The 19,267-nt window shown below is 68.5% G+C and carries 13 protein-coding genes; all 13 read left to right on the plus strand.

Annotated elements, in window-relative coordinates; all coding sequences use genetic code 11:
* Positions 1–9 precede the first annotated feature (9 nt).
* On the plus strand, positions 10–837 hold the full coding sequence (locus F0U47_RS05785) for an MlaE family ABC transporter permease (protein ID WP_149749364.1): 828 nt from the start codon (positions 10–12) through the stop codon (positions 835–837).
* A gap of 7 nt (positions 838–844) precedes the next feature.
* Positions 845–2,119 (plus strand): MCE family protein, encoded by a 1,275-nt coding sequence (locus F0U47_RS05790; RefSeq protein ID WP_149749365.1) that lies wholly within the window; start codon positions 845–847, stop codon positions 2,117–2,119.
* Complete coding sequence (locus tag F0U47_RS05795; protein WP_149749366.1) at positions 2,119–3,156, plus strand: MCE family protein; 1,038 nt, start codon at positions 2,119–2,121, stop codon at positions 3,154–3,156. Before F0U47_RS05790 ends, F0U47_RS05795 begins: the two co-directional genes overlap by 1 nt.
* Positions 3,153–4,133 (plus strand): MCE family protein, encoded by a 981-nt coding sequence (locus F0U47_RS05800; RefSeq protein ID WP_246159475.1) that lies wholly within the window; start codon positions 3,153–3,155, stop codon positions 4,131–4,133. Before F0U47_RS05795 ends, F0U47_RS05800 begins: the two co-directional genes overlap by 4 nt.
* Entirely contained in the window at positions 4,130–5,278 is a 1,149-nt protein-coding gene (locus F0U47_RS05805) for an MCE family protein (protein ID WP_149749367.1), read from the plus strand. The genes F0U47_RS05800 and F0U47_RS05805 overlap by 4 nt, the downstream gene beginning before the upstream one ends.
* Positions 5,275–6,693, plus strand: a complete 1,419-nt coding sequence (locus F0U47_RS05810) for an MCE family protein (RefSeq protein ID WP_149749368.1) — start codon at positions 5,275–5,277, stop codon at positions 6,691–6,693. Before F0U47_RS05805 ends, F0U47_RS05810 begins: the two co-directional genes overlap by 4 nt.
* Complete coding sequence (locus F0U47_RS05815) at positions 6,690–7,985, plus strand: MCE family protein (protein WP_149749369.1); 1,296 nt, start codon at positions 6,690–6,692, stop codon at positions 7,983–7,985. Before F0U47_RS05810 ends, F0U47_RS05815 begins: the two co-directional genes overlap by 4 nt.
* The gene (locus F0U47_RS05820) at positions 7,982–8,728 is read left to right on the plus strand and encodes a hypothetical protein (RefSeq protein ID WP_149749370.1); all 747 of its coding nucleotides are present in this window, start codon (positions 7,982–7,984) and stop codon (positions 8,726–8,728) included. Before F0U47_RS05815 ends, F0U47_RS05820 begins: the two co-directional genes overlap by 4 nt.
* Entirely contained in the window at positions 8,725–9,603 is an 879-nt protein-coding gene (locus F0U47_RS05825) for a J domain-containing protein (RefSeq protein ID WP_149749371.1), read from the plus strand. The genes F0U47_RS05820 and F0U47_RS05825 overlap by 4 nt, the downstream gene beginning before the upstream one ends.
* Positions 9,604–9,878: 275 nt before the next feature.
* A complete protein-coding gene (gene rpoB, locus F0U47_RS05830) occupies positions 9,879–13,388 on the plus strand; it encodes a DNA-directed RNA polymerase subunit beta (RefSeq protein ID WP_246159476.1) in 3,510 nt (1,169 codons plus the stop codon).
* Positions 13,389–13,492: 104 nt separating this feature from the next.
* Positions 13,493–17,362 carry a DNA-directed RNA polymerase subunit beta' gene (locus F0U47_RS05835; protein ID WP_149749373.1) on the plus strand — a complete coding sequence of 1,290 codons (3,870 nt, stop codon included), beginning with the start codon at positions 13,493–13,495 and terminating at the stop codon, positions 17,360–17,362.
* Positions 17,363–17,548: 186 nt separating this feature from the next.
* Positions 17,549–17,920 (plus strand): hypothetical protein, encoded by a 372-nt coding sequence (locus F0U47_RS05840; RefSeq protein WP_149749374.1) that lies wholly within the window; start codon positions 17,549–17,551, stop codon positions 17,918–17,920.
* Positions 17,921–17,987: 67 nt separating this feature from the next.
* Positions 17,988–19,250: a geranylgeranyl reductase family protein gene (locus F0U47_RS05845; protein ID WP_149749375.1), complete on the plus strand. Its 1,263-nt coding sequence runs from the start codon at positions 17,988–17,990 to the stop codon at positions 19,248–19,250.
* Positions 19,251–19,267: the final 17 nt, after the last annotated feature.

Genomic DNA, 19,267 nt, shown 5'->3' on the forward strand with positions numbered 1-19,267 from the left:
GGAAGAGACATGGCGAACGTGAAGGCGATCTACGAGCGGCCGCTCAAGGGCCTCGACACCCTTGGGCACGAGCTGTCGTTCTACATCAAGGTGATCCTGGCGATCCCCCGCACCATCTCGCACTACCCGCGGGAGATCCTGCGACTGCTGGCGGAGGTCACCCTCGGCTCGGGCGCGCTGGCGGTGATCGGCGGCACCATCGGCGTCATCATCGGCATGACGTTCTTCACCGGCGCCCAGGTCGGGCTCTCGGGCTACGCCGCGCTCAACCAGCTCGGCACCGCGGCCTTCTCCGGGTTCGTGTCGGCCTACTTCAACACGCGGGAGATCGCGCCCCTCGTCGCCGGCATCGCGCTGGCGGCCACCGTCGGCTGCGGCTTCACCGCGCAGCTCGGCGCGATGCGGATCTCCGAGGAGGTCGACGCCCTCGAGGTCATGGCCATCCCGTCGATGCGGTTCCTGGTCGCGACCCGCGTCGTCGCCGGCCTGATCGCGATCGTCCCGCTCTACGTGGTCGGCCTGCTGTCGTCGTACGTCGCCAGCAGGCTGGTCGTGACCGTGTACTACGGCCAGTCCGCCGGCACCTACGACCACTACTTCAACCAGTTCCTGCCACCGGGCGACGTCTTGTGGTCGTTCGGCAAGGTGCTGGTGTTCGCCGTGGTCGTGATCCTCATCCACTGCTACCACGGCTACACTGCGTCCGGCGGTCCTGCCGGCGTCGGCGTCGCTGTGGGCAAGGGGGTCCGGACGAGCATCGTGGCGATCAACGTCATCGACCTGTTCCTCTCGATGGCGATCTGGGGCACCACCACGACGGTCCGGTTGGCGGGGTGATGAGCTGATGCTGAACAAGTCCCTCGACGCCTACAAGACGCTCGGCGTGCTCTTCATCTGCCTGCTGCTGTTCGGCGTGTGGCTGACCTACGCCGTCTTCACCAAGAAGTTCTCGGACTACGAGGAGGTCACCCTCCGGACCTCGTCCATCGGGCTGCAGCTGCCCGAACGCGCGGACGTCAAGATCCGCGGCGTGATCGTCGGAGAGGTGCTCGAGGCGGAGGCCGGCGACGACGGCGCCGAGCTCACGCTCGGCCTCTACCCCGACGAGGTCCACTCCATCCCGGCCAACGTCACGGGCGCGATCGTGCCCAAGACCCTGTTCGGCGAGAAGTACGTCTCCCTCGTCGTGCCCGGCTCCGGCGCCGAGGGCACCATCGAGGCGGGCGACGTCATCACCAAGACCGACCTCGGCACCGAGGTCGAGGAGGTCCTCTCCGACATCTACCCGCTGCTGCAGGCCGTCCGCCCGGCCGACCTCAACGCGACGCTGTCGGCGCTCGCGACCGCGCTCGAGGGACGCGGCGACCAGCTGGGGGAGAACCTCGCCACCGTCGACTCCTACCTGAAGCGGATGAACCCGCTGATCCCCGCCCTGCTGGACGACCTCCGCCTCACCGCCCAGGTGTCCGACCTGTACGCCGACATCCTCCCGGAGGTCGCCCAGATCCTCGACGACACCGTCACGACGACCGGCACGTTCGAGGAGAAGGAGGAGACGCTGAACGCCGCCCTGCGCGACATCACGGCCTTCGCCGACCGGGCCCGGGGCTTCCTCGACCGCAACGGCGCCTTGATCGACGAGGCCAACGACCTGAGCGCGATCCAGCTGCGCCTGCTGGCGCGCTACTCGCCGGAGTTCCCCTGCCTCTTCGGCGGCCTCAACAACATCGCCCCGCGCATCGCGTCGATGTTCCGCGGCTTCGAGCTCCACATCGTGCTCGAGACCCTGCCGAACCAGCCGCGCGCCTACACCGTCCAGGACCGGCCGAAGTTCGGCGACCACCGTGGCCCGCGGTGCTACAGCCTGCCGACGCCCCCGTGGAGTCAGCAGAACCCCTACCGCAACCCGCCGAACTTCGACGACGGCGTCGACGAGCCGACCGGCAAGGGCACCACCCGGGTGCCGCCCGGTTTCGACCGGGAGCTCGGCTACCGCGGCACGGCCCACGACGACCTGGTCCTGCGGCAGTTCCTGTCCGAGGCGTACGGCGACGACGCCAGCTCGGACCTCGGGGTGCTGCTCGCCGGCCCCGTCGTCTCCGAGGCAGGTGATCGGTGATGGGGCTGACCCTCGACAAGAGGACCTCCGGTGACCTGGTCCGGCTGCTCATCTTCATGATCACCACGGGCCTCGCCACCGGCGTCCTCGTCGTGACGATCGGCAACCTGTCGTTCGGTGCCACCAAGGAGTACAAGGCCGAGTTCGCCGACGCGACCGGAGTCGTCCAGGGTGACGACATCCGGGTCGCCGGCGTGCGGGTCGGCAACGTCCAGGACATCGAGATCGCCGAGGACAACCGGGCCCTCGTCACGTTCTCGGTCGACGCCGACACCAAGCTCGACAGCTCGACCCACGCGACGATCAAGTTCCGCAACCTGATCGGCCAGCGCTACATCGCCCTCACCCAGGAGGGCAGCAGCGACGACGAGCTGGAGGACGGCGACACGATCCCGGTGTCCCGCACCCAGCCCGCGCTCGACCTGACCGTGCTGTTCAACGGATTCAAGCCGCTGTTCGAGGCGTTGTCGCCCGACGACATCAACAAGCTCTCGTTCGAGATCGTCCAGGTCTTCCAGGGCGAGGGCAGCACGCTCGAGAGCCTGCTCGCCAGCACCGCGTCGTTGACCCAGACCCTGGCCGACCGGGACCAGGTGATCGGCGACCTGCTCGTGAACCTCGAGCACGTCCTCGACCACGTCGCCGATCGCGACGACCAGCTGACCGACCTGATCGGGAGCTTCCAGGAGCTGATCGGCGGGCTCAAGGAGGACCGCGAGGCGATCCTGTCGTCGCTCGACGGCATCTCCGACCTCGCCGTCGAGACCGCCGGACTGGTCGACAAGATCCGCGAGCCGCTGGTCCGTGACATCAAGGAGGCGCGACAGCTCGCTGCGCTCCTCGACCGCAACAAGGGGGAGATCGACCGCGTGCTGCAGGTGGCGCCGTACAAGATCAACAAGTACGGCCGGACCGGCACGTACGGCTCGTGGTTCAACTTCTACCTGTGCCACTTCAACGCGAAGATCCGCATCGGCAAGGAGATCCTGGCTGAGCCGAAGTACGCGACCGGCGCCGAGAGGTGCGACCTGCCATGAGCATGAAGCCCTTCCGTGAGCGCAACCCGGTCGTCGTCGGCGCGATCAGCATCGCCGTGCTCGTGCTCGGACTGCTGGCTGCGTTCCGCGCCCAGGACCTGCCCCTGATCGGCGGCGGGGACAGCTACTACGCCGAGTTCGACGAGTCCGGCGGGCTCAAGGTCAACGACGAGGTCCGCCTCGCCGGGGTCCGCATCGGCAAGGTCGACTCGATCGAGCTCGAGGACGGCAAGGTCAAGGTCGGCTTCAAGATCAAGACCGACGCCGAGTTCGGCGACGAGACGCACGCCTCGATCAGGGTGAAGACCATCCTCGGGTCGATGTTCCTCGCTCTCGAACCGGCCGGCAGCGGCCAGCTCGAGGAGGGCGAGACGATCCCGGCCGAGCGGACGACCTCGCCGTTCGACGTGGTGGAAGCCTTCGAGGGGCTGGCCGCGACCTCCGACAAGATCGACACCGACCAGCTCGCAGCAGCCATGACCACGATGGCCGACCTCACCCGGAACACTCCGGAGGAGTTCCGCTCCGCGCTGGAGGGCGTCTCCGCGCTGTCGAGGGTCGTGGCGGCCCGGGACGAGGAGATCAACTCACTGCTCAAGAGCCTGGAGCGGGTCTCCACCGTGCTCGACGCGCGGGACGAGGACATCGTCGCGCTGATGGCGGACGCCGACGTCCTGTTCCGTGCGCTGCTCGAGCGGCGCCAGGCCATCCACGACATCCTGGTCTCGACGGTCACGCTGAGCCAGGAGCTCACCGCCCTCGTGCGCCAGTCGCGGGCGGACCTCAAGCCGGCGCTGCGTCACCTCGAGTCGGTGCTGGGCGTGCTCAACAAGAACGAGGAGAACCTCGACCGGACGCTGACGCTGATGGCGCCGTTCTACCGGGTCTTCGCCAACGTGTTCGGCAACGGACCCTGGTGGGACACCTACATCGCGAACTTCCCGCCCATTCCCGGCCCGGGAGGTGGGGCCCGATGAGCGAGAAGCTGCAGCGGATCCTGCCTCTGATCGTGATCGCCGCGCTGATCGCCGCGGGCGCCGTGTGGTACTTCGGCACCGGCAACGGCGTCAAGACCGTCACGGCGTACTTCCCGCGCACCGTCTCCGTCTACGAGGGCAGCGACGTCCGTGTCCTCGGCGTCCCGGTCGGGAAGGTCGAGGAGGTCCTGCCGGAGGGCACCCAGGTCAAGGTCGTCATGACCTACGACGACGAGATCCGGATCCCCGCGGACGCCGAGGCCGTCATCGTGTCTCCGTCCGTGGTCGGTGACCGCTACATCCAGCTCACCCCGGCCTACGAGAGCGGTCCGGAGCTGAAGGACGACACGGTGCTCAGCACCAAGCGGACCGCGATTCCGCTCGAGCTCGACGAGATCTACGGAAGCCTGGACGAGCTGACCGTGGCTCTCGGGCCCAACGGGGCGAACGCCGAGGGAGCGCTCACCGACCTGCTCGAGCAGACGGCGAAGAACTTCGGCGGTCAGGGCGCGAACTTCAAGCAGACGATCGAGGACTTCGGTGACCTCAGCACGACGCTCGACGACAACAAGGAGGAGCTGTTCTCCTCCACCGAGCGGCTTCAGGGTTTCATCGAGACCCTTGCCGAGAACGACACGACCGTCCGTGACTTCAACCAGTCCCTCGGCAACGTCTCCGATCTCCTGGCGAGCGAGAGCGATGAGCTCACGTCGGCGTTGGAGCACCTAGGGATCGCGCTCGACGTGGTGGGGGGCTTCGTCCAGGAGAACCGCGCGTCCCTCGGCCGCAACATCCGCGGTCTCAACCGGGTCGCGAGGCTGCTGGCGAAGCACCGCGAGGACATCCACGTCATCCTTCGTGCGGGGCCGCTCGCCCTCAACAACCTCGGTCTCGGCTACAACCCGCAGACCGGCACGCTCGACTCGAACTCCAACATGGGCAACACCATCCACAACCTGTCGTCCGACCCGAAGCTGCTGCTGTGCTCGTTGGTCGCGGCCGGTGACCCCGACGGGGAGATCTGCGACCGGATCAACACCCTGCCGCTGCCGCGCAACGCGCCGTTGGGCCTCGGCACCGGCTCCCGGGTCGACGACCCGCCGTACGACCCGACACTCAACGGACTGGTGGAGGTGGCCCGATGACCCGCCGTCTCCGCGCCGGCGCCGCGATCCTCGCCGGGTCCTTGCTCCTGACCGGGTGCGAGTTCGACGTCTACCAGCTGCCGCTCCCGGGTGGCGCCGACGTCGGCGACGACCCGATCACGGTCACGGTCGAGTTCGAGGACGTCCTCGACCTCGTCCCGAAGTCGTCGGTCAAGGTCGCCGACGTGACCGTGGGTCAGGTCACCGACGTCGAGCTCAAGGGCTACACAGCCGAGGTCACGCTGGAACTCCGCAACGACACGGACCTGCCCGACAACGCCATCGCGACCATCCGGCAGACCAGCCTCCTTGGCGAGAAGTTCGTCTCCCTCGAGGCGCCGCCGGGCAACCCGTCCGACGAGGAGCTGGACGAGGGCGACACCATCCCGCTGGAGGCGACCGGCCGCAACCCCGAGGTCGAAGAGGTCCTCGGCGCACTGAGCCTGTTGCTCAACGGCGGCGGCGTCGCGCAGCTGAAGACCATCGCGACGGAGCTGAACCTGGCCCTGGAGGGTCGCGAGGACTCCGCGAGGTCCGTGCTCACCCAGATCGACTCGCTGATGTCCCAGCTCGACGACCGCAAGGCGGACATCGTCAACGCGATCGAGTCGCTCAACCGGCTCGCCCTCGGTGCCCGCGAGCACCAGGACAGCATCGACCTGGCGCTCGAGGAGCTGCCGAGCGCGCTCGACTCGATCAGCCGGCAGCGCCGCGACCTGGTCCGGATGCTGCAGGGCCTCAACCGGCTGGGCACCGTCGGGGTGCGGGTCATCCAGCAGACCGAGGCCTCGACGCTCAGCGTGCTGCAGGAGCTGAACCCGATCCTCTCCCAGCTCAACAAGGCCGGCCAGTCCTTCGTCGACGCGCTGCACATCTTCTACAGCTTCCCGTTCTCCGACGACGTCATCGGGCGCGACCCGGCGGTGGCCAAGAGCCTGCACTTCGGTGACTACGTGAACCTGTCGGTCGAGATGGACCTCAACCTGGCGAACCTCGGCCTGCCGGACGTGCTGTGCATCCCGTTCCACCAGCTCCCCGACGACACGCCGCTCAGCGACCTGGTCGACCTGCCGAACCTCTGCCATGGCGTGCAGCGCGCGCTGCAGCGGTGCCTGAGGACGCCTCCGGACCCGCAGGCGTGTGCACGGCTGCCCGACTACCTCCTCGACGAGGTCTGCGACGCCGTGAACCTGCCGCTGTGCGACGCGCTGCCGCTCGGCGGCAACGCAGCCAGCCAGGGCACGACCATCGAGGACCTCCTCGACGGCGTCGTCGGCAACCTCCCGCTGCCACGGGGTGCCCCCGACCTGACGGGGGTCGACCGGGAGCGATGGGACAAGAGGTACGACGACACCGACGCCGACCTGGCGTTCTTCCTGGCCGCACCCGTGACCGGTGAAGAGGTGGCGCCGTGATCACCCGCCGCACCAAGGTCCAGCTGCTTGCCTTCGCGATCATCACGCTGCTCGGGGTGTCGTTCGTGGGCGCCCGCTACGCCCAGCTGGACCGGCTGGTGGTCGACCAGTCCTACACGGTGGTGGCGCACTACCCGCAGTCCGGCGGCATCTTCGCCGGCGGCGAGGTGACCTACCGCGGCGTGGGCATCGGCAAGGTCAGCAAGCTCGAGCTCACCAAGGACGGCGTCGACGTCTACCTCGAGATCGACAACGAGTGGGACGAGATCCCCAGCGACACGATGGCCCTCGTCGGCAACCGTTCCGCCGTCGGCGAGCAGTACGTCGAGCTGCAGCCGAACGTCGACGGCGAGCCCTACCTCGAGGAAGGCTCGGAGATCGACGAGGTCGCCACGCCGATCCAGACCGAGAAGCTGCTCGGCGACATCGTCCGCACCGTCAACAGCGTGGACAGGCAGGCCCTGCAGACCACCATCGAGGAGCTCGGCATCGCGTTCGCCGGCACCGGCACCGACCTCCAGCGCATCATCGACACCGGTAACTCGTTCATCGAGACGGCCAACGAGAACTTCGACATCACCACCGCCCTGATCCGGGACTCCAACACCGTTCTGCAGGGTCAGGTCGACTCGGACAACTCGCTGCGCACCTTCGCCCGGGAGCTCCGGGTGTTCTCGCGAGCGATGGTCGGGGCCGACCAGGACCTCCGCAAGGTGATCGACAGCGGCTCGTTCACCGCCAACCAGCTGCGCACCTTCCTCGAGCAGAACGAGGCCGTGATCTCCGAGCTCCTCAACAACGTGATCACGACCGGGAGGGTCGTCGTCGAGAACATCAAGGGTCTCGAGGCGGCGCTGATCGCCTACCCGATCCTGCTGGAGGGGTCGTTCACCGTCGTCGACAAGAACCCGGACACCAACAACTACGAGACTCACGTGGGCCTGATCCTCGCCAACACGACGCCGTGCTACGACGGCTACCAGGGGACGGACAAGCGCAGCCCCTCCAATGTCGAGCCGCGCGAGCTGAACAAGGACGCCCGCTGCACGGAGCCGCCGACGAAGAGCAACCCGCGCGGCTACCAGAACCTCCCGCGAGTGAAGCCCGACCTGGACGGCAAGCCCGACGCGAACGAGACCGTGCTGGGCTCCTTCGACTCCCGGACCGGCGAGTTCGAGTGGGGTGCCCCGAGCTCCTCCTTGGACCCGACCGGTAGCGTGGCGCAGCCGCCGCTCGGAGAGGACTCGTGGAAGTGGTTCTACGTCGAACCCCTGCTGGACGCTCAGGAGTGACGGATTCGCCTGCCCGCCGGCGTGCGATCCTCGCAGTGCTGGTCCTGGTGACTGTCGCCTGCCTGGCGTCGGTCACGCTCGTCGTCGCCACCCGCGGCGCGGGCGACGGTGTCGGTGAGCGGCTCCGCTCGCTGAAGAACGACGAGGTTCCCGAGTCCGACCGGGCCGAGGACCGCGAGGAGGTGCTCGCGCTCGCCCGTGAGTTCGCGTCCCGGTTCAACACCTACGGCCCGGAGATGCTGGACGAGCAGGGTCAGATGCCCGACTACGCGGCCGTCCAGGACCTGATGACGTCGAAGATGGGCACCGCCTTCGAGAAGTACCGCGGACTCGTCGAGACGACCGTGGCCCAGTGGGACGCGGCGAGCGCGTGCGAGGTCTACGTCGCGGGCGTCGCGTCGCAGGACGAGGACTCTGCCGAGGTGCTGGTCGCCGGGACCATCCAGACGTCGCTGTCCTACTCCAGGAACCAGGACGGCTCCCCGGGTCCCGGCGGGGGGGCCGAGGACGACGACGAGATCCGGGTGACCGACGACCCGAAGGACTTCCGCTACCAGGTGACGCTCGTCAAGATCGACGGGGCGTGGCTGGTCGACGACTTCGACGACGTCGACGACGGCCTGCCGCAGTTCTCGGAGCCGGGGATCCCGGAGGAGTCGCCCCTGCCCGAGCCGTCTGCCCCCGCCACGAGTGCGCCCCAGGACGACCCGACGAGTGAGCAGACCGGGGAGGGCGACCGATGACCGTCAGCCTCTACGACCTCCTCGACGTCGACGAGGACGCGACCGCCGACGAGATCCGCGCCGCGTGGAAGTCCGCGATCGTCGACCTCGAGCCGAGCGACCGCCGCTTCCGCGCCTACAACGACGCGGCCGCGGTGCTGCTCGACCAGGAGAAGCGGTCGGCGTACGACCTCGAGCTGGCCGCCACCCGTGCCGCCGAGGCCGACGAGCCCACCGAGGTGGAGGAGCGGACCGAGGCAGAGGAGCGGGCAGAGGTCGAGGAGCCGGCCGAGGTCGAGGAGCCGGCCGACGAGGAGGAGCAGCCCGTCGTACCGGCCGAGACGCCGGCGAAGGCCGCCCGCGACACCGACGCCGCCGGCCCGCCGACCTGGAGCCTGTACGCCGCCGCGGCCGTCGCCGTCGTGTCGCTCGCGCTCCTGGTCGTCGTGCTCACGTGGCCCGGGAGCGTGGGCGGGACCGCCCCGGCCGACCGGACCGAGGCCGCGAACGACGCCGCCGCCACGGTCGAGGACGCGGCTGCCCAGGCCGTCCCGATCGTCCTGTCCTACGACTACCGGACCTTCGACGAGGACGTCCGGGAGGCGGAGGCGCACCTGACCGAGGAGTTCGCAGCGGACCGCGCGGACCTGCTGACCCAGCTCCGGACCGAGGTGGTCCGGGAGAAGGTCGTGGTCAACGCCGTCGTCTCCGGGACCGCGCTGACGCGGATCTCCGAGGACGGCGACCGGGCGGTCGTCGTGGCCTTCATCGAGCAGGACAGCCAGAAGGGCGACACCGCTCCGCGCGTCCGGGAGACCTGGGCCTCGCTGAGCCTGGTCGCCGAGGGCGACACCTGGCTGATCGACGACATCTGCACCCAGGAGGACTGCGCCTGAGCGCGGTCCGGTCGGCTGCACGGCACGCTCCGGGGAGCCCGCCGCGCCGCGGTGGCGCTTGACTGGGAGCGGCCCGCACAGCATGATCCCGTGAGGGCTCGTCCCTGGTCCGAGATCGTCGGGGCCGGCGGGTGGTTGCCGGTATTGGATTGCGCCCTGAGTTCGTGTATCGTGGCGCCTTGCGCCTGCCCTCAGATGCGCGTTGGCCTGCCCGGTGGCCGACGATGTGGTGGGCAAGGCGCCACTCAAAGAGCGAACCCGTCGAAGGACACCTCTTGGCCGCGCGCACCACCCCCGGTAAGCCCCGCATCTCTTTCGCAAAGATCAACGAACCGCTCGAGCTCCCCAAGCTCCTCTCGCTCCAGACCGACAGCTTCGACTGGCTGGTCGGCAACGAGGCCCACCAGGCCCGGGTCGAGGCGCGCCGCGCCGAGGGCGAGGACGTCTCCGAGAAGTCGGGTCTGACCGAGATCTTCGAGGAGATCTCCCCGATCGAGGACTTCTCCGAGACGATGTCGCTCTCGTTCGAGAACCCGGTCTTCTACGACCCGAAGTACACCGTGGACGAGTGCAAGGAGAAGGACCTCACCTACTCCGCCCCGCTCTACGTCTCCGCCGAGTTCACCAACAACGAGACCGGTGAGATCAAGGGCCAGACGGTCTTCATGGGCGACTTCCCGCTCATGACGCCCAAGGGCACCTTCGTCATCAACGGCACCGAGCGCGTCGTCGTCTCGCAGCTGGTCCGGTCGCCGGGCGTCTACTTCGAGCGCACCGCCGACAAGACCTCGGACAAGGACATCTACACCGCCAAGCTGATCCCGAGCCGGGGCGCCTGGCTGGAGTTCGAGATCGACAAGCGCGACATGGTCGGCGTGCGGCTCGACCGCAAGCGCAAGCAGAACGTCACGGTGCTGCTCAAGGCGCTGCAGGCGATCGCCGAGGACACCGGCGAGGCCTACGACTACGAGGCCGTCATGGCCGAGCTGCGGCAGTACGAGTCGATCCAGCTGACCGAGGAGAAGGACAACACCCAGGGTCCGGACGACGCGCTGCTCGACATCTACCGCAAGCTGCGCCCGGGCGAGCCCCCGACGCGCGAGGCTGCGCTGACGCTGCTGCGCAACTACTACTTCAACCCGAAGCGCTACGACCTCGCCAAGGTCGGCCGCTACAAGGTCAACAAGAAGCTCGGCCAGCGCGAGGCCTTCGACCAGCAGACGATGACGATCGCCGACATGGTCGCCACGATCCGCTACATCGTCCGGCTCCACAACGGCGACGAGGAGATGGTCGACAACGCCGGCCAGGTCATCCTCGACGCCGACGGCAAGCCGGTTCCGGTCGGCGCCGACGACATCGACCACTTCGGCAACCGCCGGATGCGGACGGTCGGCGAGCTGATCCAGAACCAGCTCCGCACGGGCCTCGCCCGGATGGAGCGCGTGGTGCGCGAGCGGATGACGACCCAGGACGTCGAGGCCATCACGCCGCAGTCCCTGATCAACATCCGTCCCGTCGTCGCGGCGCTGAAGGAGTTCTTCGGCACCTCGCAGCTGTCGCAGTTCATGGACCAGACCAACCCGATCGCCGGTCTGACCCACAAGCGCCGGCTCTCCGCGCTCGGCCCGGGCGGTCTGTCCCGTGACCGCGCCGGCATGGAGGTCCGTGACGTCCACCCGTCGCACTACGGCCGGATGTGCCCGATCGAGACGCCGGAAGGCCCGAACATCGGTCTGATCGGCTCGCTCGCGTCGTACGGACGGATCAACCCGTTCGGCTTCGTCGAGACGCCGTACCGCCGGGTCGTGAACGGCAAGGTCACCGACCAGATCGACTACCTCACCGCCGACGACGAGGACCGTTACGTCATCGCGCAGGCCAACGCGGCGCTCGACAAGAACGGCCGTTTCGCCGAGGAGCGGGTGCTCGTGCGCCTGCGCCAGGGCGAGGTCTCCGAGATCCCGGGCGACGACGTCGACTACATGGACGTCTCGCCGCGGCAGATGGTGTCGGTGGCGACGGCCCTGATCCCGTTCCTCGAGCACGACGACGCCAACCGCGCGCTCATGGGCGCCAACATGCAGCGTCAGGCCGTCCCGCTCATCCGCAGCGACAGCCCCATCGTCGGCACCGGCATCGAGTTCCGTGCCGCCGTCGACGCGGGTGACGTGCTGGTGGCGGACAACGCCGGTGTCGTCCAGGGCGTCTCGGCCGACATCGTCGAGGTCATGAACGACGACGGCACCTACCAGACCTACAAGCTGGCGAAGTTCCGTCGCTCCAACCAGGGCACCTGCATCAACCAGCGGCCGCTCGTGGCGACCGGGGACCGGCTCGAGGTCGGCTCGCCGATCGCCGACGGCCCGTGCACCGACCAGGCCGAGATGGCGCTGGGCACCAACCTGCTGGTGGCGTTCATGCCGTGGGAGGGCCACAACTACGAGGACGCGATCATCCTCAGCCAGCGGCTGGTGCAGGAGGACGTCCTCACCTCGATCCACATCGAGGAGCACGAGGTCGACGCCCGCGACACGAAGCTGGGCCCGGAGGAGATCACCCGCGACATCCCGAACGTCAGCGAGGAGATGCTCGCCGACCTCGACGAGCGCGGCATCATCCGGATCGGTGCCGAGGTCACGACCGGCGACATCCTGGTCGGCAAGGTCACCCCGAAGGGCGAGACCGAGCTGACCCCGGAGGAGCGGCTGCTCCGCGCGATCTTCGGTGAGAAGGCGCGCGAGGTCCGCGACACCTCGATGAAGGTGCCGCACGGTGAGTCCGGCACGGTCATCGGCGTCCGCGTGTTCGACCGCGAGGACGGCGACGAGCTCCCGCCGGGTGTCAACCAGCTGGTGCGGGTCTACGTCGCCCAGAAGCGGAAGATCTCGGTGGGCGACAAGCTCGCCGGCCGCCACGGCAACAAGGGCGTCATCGCGAAGATCCTGCCGGTCGAGGACATGCCGTTCATGGAGGACGGCACGCCCGTCGACGTCGTGCTCAACCCGCTGGGTGTGCCGCGACGGATGAACATCGGCCAGATCCTCGAGCTCCACCTCGGCTGGCTCGGCAAGCAGGGCTGGCACATCGATGCCGACCTGGCCGACCAGGACTGGGCGCAGCGGCTGATCTCGATCGGCGCCGACAAGGCCGAGCCGAACACCAAGCTGGCGACGCCGGTCTTCGACGGCGCCCGCGAGGACGAGATCACCGGCCTGCTCGGCTCGACCCTGAAGAACCGCGACGACGAGCGGCTCATCGGCGAGGACGGCAAGGCCCGGCTCTTCGACGGTCGCTCCGGCGAGCCGTTCACGGACCCGGTGTCGGTGGGCTACATGTACATCCTCAAGCTCCACCACCTGGTCGACGACAAGATCCACGCGCGCTCGACCGGCCCGTACTCCATGATCACGCAGCAGCCGCTGGGCGGTAAGGCCCAGTTCGGTGGCCAGCGGTTCGGTGAGATGGAGGTCTGGGCGATGGAGGCGTACGGCGCCGCCTACGCCCTCCAGGAGCTCCTGACCATCAAGTCCGACGACGTGCCCGGCCGGGTCAAGGTCTACGAGGCGATCGTCAAGGGCGAGAACATCCCCGACTCGGGCATCCCCGAGTCGTTCAAGGTGCTCGTCAAGGAGATGCAGTCGCTCTGCCTCAACGTGGAGGTGCTGTCGCAGGACGGCACGGCCATCGAGATGCGCGACGCGGAGGAGGACGTCTTCCGTGCCGCCGAGGAGCTCGGCATCGACCTGTCCCGCCGCGAGCCCAGCTCCGTCGAAGAAGTCTGATGGAGGGTCTCGACAGGCTCGACCAGCAACGGTCGTCGAGCCTGTCGAGACGCCCTCAGTCCCCAGCCTCACTTTCCAAGAACTAACGAAGGACATCAGCCATCGTGCTCGACGTGAACTTCTTCGACCAGCTTCAGATCGGCCTGGCCACCGCGGACGACATCCGCACCTGGAGCAACGGCGAGGTCAAGAAGCCGGAGACCATCAACTACCGCACGCTCAAGCCCGAGCGTGACGGCCTCTTCTGCGAGAAGATCTTCGGTCCCACCCGGGACTGGGAGTGCTACTGCGGCAAGTACAAGCGCGTGCGCTTCAAGGGCATCATCTGCGAGCGCTGCGGCGTCGAGGTGACCCGTTCCAAGGTGCGGCGCGAGCGGATGGGCCACATCGAGCTGGCCGCGCCCGTCACCCACATCTGGTACTTCAAGGGTGTCCCGAGCCGGCTCGGCTACCTGCTCGACCTGGCGCCGAAGGACCTCGAGAAGGTCATCTACTTCGCGGCCTACATGATCACCGCCGTCGACGAGGACGCCCGCCACCGGGACCTCTCCTCGCTCGAGAACAAGGTCGGCCAGCAGCGCAAGATGCTCACCGACCGCCTCGACAGCGCGATCAACGACCGCGCCACGAAGCTGGAGCAGGACCTCGCGGCCCTCGAGGCCGAGGGTGCGAAGGCCGACCAGAAGCGCAAGGTCAAGGACGGCGCGGAGCGCGAGATGGCGCAGATCCGCAAGCGCTCCGAGGCCGAGATCGCCCGGCTCGAGGAGGTCTGGGAGACCTTCAAGACCCTCAAGGTCCAGGACCTCATGGGTGACGAGGTGCTGTACCGGGAGATGAAGAACTGGTTCGGCAAGTACTTCGAGGGCCACATGGGCGCCACGGCGATCCAGAAGCGCCTCGAGAGCTTCGACATCGAGGCCGAGGTCGAGTCGCTGCGCGAGACCATCGCCACCGGCAAGGGCCAGCGCAAGGTCCGCGCCCTCAAGCGCCTCAAGGTCGTCGACGCGTTCCGCAAGACCGGCAACAAGCCGCAGGGCATGGTCCTCGACGCCGTGCCGGTCATCCCGCCGGACCTGCGCCCGATGGTCCAGCTCGACGGTGGCCGGTTCGCCACCTCGGACCTCAACGACCTCTACCGCCGCGTCATCAACCGGAACAACCGCCTCAAGCGGCTGCTCGACCTCGGCGCGCCCGAGATCATCGTCAACAACGAGAAGCGGATGCTCCAGGAGGCCGTCGACTCGCTGTTCGACAACGGTCGTCGCGGTCGTCCCGTCACCGGCCCGGGCAACCGGCCGCTGAAGTCGCTGTCCGACATGCTCAAGGGCAAGCAGGGCCGGTTCCGCCAGAACCTGCTCGGCAAGCGCGTCGACTACTCCGGCCGGTCGGTCATCGTCTCCGGTCCGCAGCTGAAGCTGCACCAGTGCGGTCTGCCCAAGCAGATGGCGCTGGAGCTCTTCAAGCCGTTCGTGATGAAGCGTCTCGTCGACCTGTCGCACGCGCAGAACATCAAGTCCGCCAAGCGGATGGTCGAGCGGGCCCGTCCGGTCGTGTGGGACGTCCTCGAGGAGGTCATCACCGAGCACCCGGTGCTCCTCAACCGTGCGCCCACCCTGCACCGCCTCGGCATCCAGGCCTTCGAGCCGCAGCTGATCGAGGGCAAGGCCATCCAGATCCACCCGCTCGTCTGCACCGCGTTCAACGCGGACTTCGACGGCGACCAGATGGCGGTGCACCTGCCGCTCTCCGCCGAGGCCCAGGCCGAGGCGCGGATCCTGATGCTGTCGACCAACAACATCCTCAAGCCGTCGGACGGCCGTCCGGTGACCATGCCGACCCAGGACATGATCATCGGCCTGTTCTTCCTCACCACCGAGCGCGAAGGCTCCGTGGGCGAGGGCCGGGTGTTCTCCTCGCCGGCCGAGGCGATCATGGCCTTCGACCGGGGCGAGATCCTGCTGCAGAGCAAGGTCCGGATCCGGTTCGTCGACGCGGTCGTCGAGGGCGCTCCCGAGGGTGAGCCGATCATCCTCGAGACCACGCTGGGTCGCGCGCTGTTCAACGACACCCTGCCGGCGGACTACCCGTTCGTGAACTACGAAGTGGGCAAGAAGCAGCTCGGCGCGATCGTCAACGACCTCGCCGAGCGCTACGGCAAGGTCGAGGTGGCCGCGTCGCTCGACGCGCTCAAGGACACCGGTTTCCACTGGGCCACGCGGTCCGGCGTGACCGTGTCCATCGCGGACGTCACCACCCCGTCCAACAAGGGCGAGCTGCTGGCGGGCTTCGAGGCGAAGGCCGCGAAGATCCAGACGCAGTTCGAGCGCGGTCTGATCACCGACGACGAGCGTCGTCAGGAGCTCATCGAGATCTGGACCGAGGCCGGCAAGCAGGTCGGTGACGCGATGGAGCAGGCGTTCGACAAGACGAACCCGATCTTCATGCAGGTCATCTCCGGCGCCTCCGGTAACTTCAACCAGATCCGCCAGGTCGGCGCCATGCGAGGCCTGGTGGCGAACCCGAAGGGCGAGATCATCCCGCGCCCGATCAAGGCGAACTTCCGCGAGGGTCTGTCCGTGCTGGAGTACTTCATCTCCACCCACGGTGCCCGCAAGGGTCTGGCCGACACCGCGCTGCGGACGGCCGACTCGGGCTACCTCACGCGTCGGCTCGTCGACGTGTCGCAGGACGTCATCATCCGTGAGGACGACTGCGGCACCGAGCGCGGTCTGCCGAAGGTCATCGGTGTCCGTGAGGTCGCCGAGGACGGTACTTCCCGGGTCGTCAAGCACGAGAACGCCGAGACCGCGGCGTACGCCCGGACCTCGGCCGTCGACATCGCCCACCCCGAGACCGGCGAGCAGCTCGCTGCCGCCGGCGACGACCTCGGCGACGTCAAGATCGCAGAGCTCATCGAGGCCGGCATCGAGGAGGTCGTGGTCCGCTCCGTGCTGACCTGCGACGCCAAGACCGGCACCTGCGCGAAGTGCTACGGCCGCTCGCTGGCGACCGGCAAGCTCGTCGACATCGGCGAGGCGGTCGGCATCATCGCCGCCCAGTCGATCGGTGAGCCCGGCACGCAGCTGACGATGCGGACCTTCCACACCGGTGGTGTGGCGTCGGCCGACGACATCACGCAGGGTCTGCCGCGTGTCGTCGAGCTCTTCGAGGCCCGCACGCCCAAGGGTGTCTCGCCGATCTCCGAGGCCGCCGGCCGGGTGCAGATCGAGGAGACCGACAAGGCCCGCAAGGTCCTGGTCACCCCCGACGACGGCAGCGACGTCCAGGAGTACGCCGTCTCCCGCCGCTCGCGGCTGCTGGTCGCCGACGGCGACCACGTCGAGGTCGGCCAGATGCTCACCCAGGGCACCCCGGACCCGAAGGAGGTGCTGCGGATCCTCGGTGTCCGGCGGACCCAGCAGCACCTCGTCGACGAGGTCCAGGAGGTCTACCGGAGCCAGGGCGTGTCGATCCACGACAAGCACATCGAGATCATCGTGCGGCAGATGCTGCGCCGGGTCACGGTGCTCGAGTCGGGTGACACCAACCTGCTGCCGTCCGACCTGGTCGACCGCGGCAAGTTCGAGGTCGAGAACCGGCGCGTGGTCTCCGAGGGCGGCAAGCCGGCCTCGGGTCGCCCGGAGCTGATGGGCATCACCAAGGCCTCGCTGGCCACGGAGTCGTGGCTCTCGGCTGCCTCCTTCCAGGAGACCACCCGGGTGCTCACCGACGCCGCGATCAACGCTCGCTCGGACTCGCTGCGCGGTCTGAAGGAGAACGTGATCATCGGCAAGCTGATCCCCGCCGGCACCGGCCTGGAGCGCTACCGCGCGATCCGGGTCGAGCCGACCGAGGAGGCCCGCCAGGCGGCGTACGCCGTCACCGGCTACGAGTCCTACGACTACGAGTTCGGTGCCACCGGCGGCCAGGCCGTCGCGCTCGACGACTTCGACTTCGGCTCGTACCAGAACTGAGCTTTGCGAAGTTCTGGTGTAAGAGCCAGATCGAGTAGCACGAGACCCTCCCGAGCTTGCTCGGGAGGGTCTTTGTGCGTATCGAGATCCGTGCGGCGATCGCCCCACGGAGAGCGGCTGCGCCTGGTTACCTCCTCCGAATCGGGTACCGCTCCTTTGGTTGACACCCGACGAGAGGAGAACGGCATGCCCAGGGAACCCGCCGACACAGAAGCACAGGACGAGGCCAAGGACCAGGCGCACGACGAGGTCTCGACCGCGGACGCTTCCGAACAGGGTCAGAAGTTCGGTCGGGACGCCGAGGACGAGCGGAAGCGCGCCGAAGAAGCCGGTGAAACCGTCGAGACGCCCGAGGGTGAGTTCCCCGCCGACGCGAAGGGCTTCGACGGCGCGCCGTTGGAGGAGATCCTCAAGGATCGCGAGGAGCGGCTCGCGGAGGAGAACCGACCGGAGAACACCGAGGTCAGCAACGCCGGTCGCGAGTTCGACGGCGAGAAGGGGATGTTCACCGACGAAGAAGGCTACGAAGAGGCCGAGAAGAAGTACACGCTCGAATAGCCCTGATCTCGGCGTCGAGTGCGGACCGGCTCGCAGCAGCCCGGGTCCGGGCTGAGAGAATGGCGGGGTGACCACCCCGCAGCGCACCGACGTGCTCGTCGTGGGCGCGGGCCCGGCGGGCTCCGCGGCCGCGGCCTGGGCCGCGCGCCTGGGCGCGGACGTCGTGCTCGTCGACGCGGCGGTGTTCCCCCGCGACAAGACCTGTGGCGACGGGCTGACGCCGCGGGCGATCGGCGAGCTGGACCGGCTCGGACTGACCGACTGGCTGCGGGCGCACACCGTCAACCAGGGCCTGCGCGCCCACGGGTTCGGGCAGACTCTGCACCTGCGCTGGCCCGGGGGCACGCTTCCTGACTGGGGCAGCGCGGTCGCGCGCACCGAGCTCGACGACCACCTCCGCACCACCGCGATCAAGGCGGGTGCGACGGGCATCGACGGCGCCCGGGCGATCGACGTTCGGATGGACGGCGGCCGGGTGGCGGCCGTCGTCTTCGAGCGGGGGGCGCGCGGCGGCGACCGGTTCGAGATCGCGTGCGAGCGCCTGGTCGTGGCCGACGGCGTCCGGTCGCCGCTCGGCAAGCTGCTCGGCCGCGAGTGGCACCGCGACACGGTCTACGGCGTCGCCGGCCGGTCGTACGTCGCCTCGTCGATGTCGGACGACCCGTGGATCAGCTCGCACCTCGAGCTCCGGGGCGTGGACGGCAAGGTGCTCTCCGGCTACGGCTGGATCTTCCCGCTCGGCACGGGCGAGGTGAACCTCGGCGCCGGCACGCTGGCCACCGCCAAGCGGCCGACCGACGTGGCGATCAAGCCGCTGATGCGGCTCTACGCCGAGCAGTGTCGCGAGCCGTTCGGCCTCGAGGGTGACCTGCGCGCCGAGACCTCCGCGCTCCTCCCGATGGGCGGCGCGGTCTCCAACGTCGCCGGCGAGAACTGGGCGCTCATCGGCGACGCCGCGGCGTGCGTGAACCCGCTCAACGGCGAAGGCATCGACTACGGCCTCGAGACCGGACGGCTCGTCGCCGAGCTGATGGTCTCGACAGGCGCGACCACCGGAAAGGTCGACCTGGGCGTGGTGTGGCCGGCCGTCCTGCGGGAGCACTACGGCGAGTCGTTCTCGATCGCCCGCCGGCTCGCCGGGTTGGTGACGGTCCCGCGGCTGCTGCCGGCCCTCGGCCCGGTGGGCATGCGGTCGGACCTGCTGATGACCCTCGCGCTGCGGTGGATGGGCAACCTGGTCACCGACGAGGACCGCGACCGGGCGGCCCGGGTCTGGCGCTGGGCAGGGCGCCGGTCCCTCGCCCGCGACGAGCGGCCGCCGTTCTCCTGAGGTTCGCCGATGATCGG

The organism is Nocardioides antri (assembly GCF_008373765.1).
GTDB classification, from domain to species: domain Bacteria; phylum Actinomycetota; class Actinomycetes; order Propionibacteriales; family Nocardioidaceae; genus Nocardioides; species Nocardioides antri.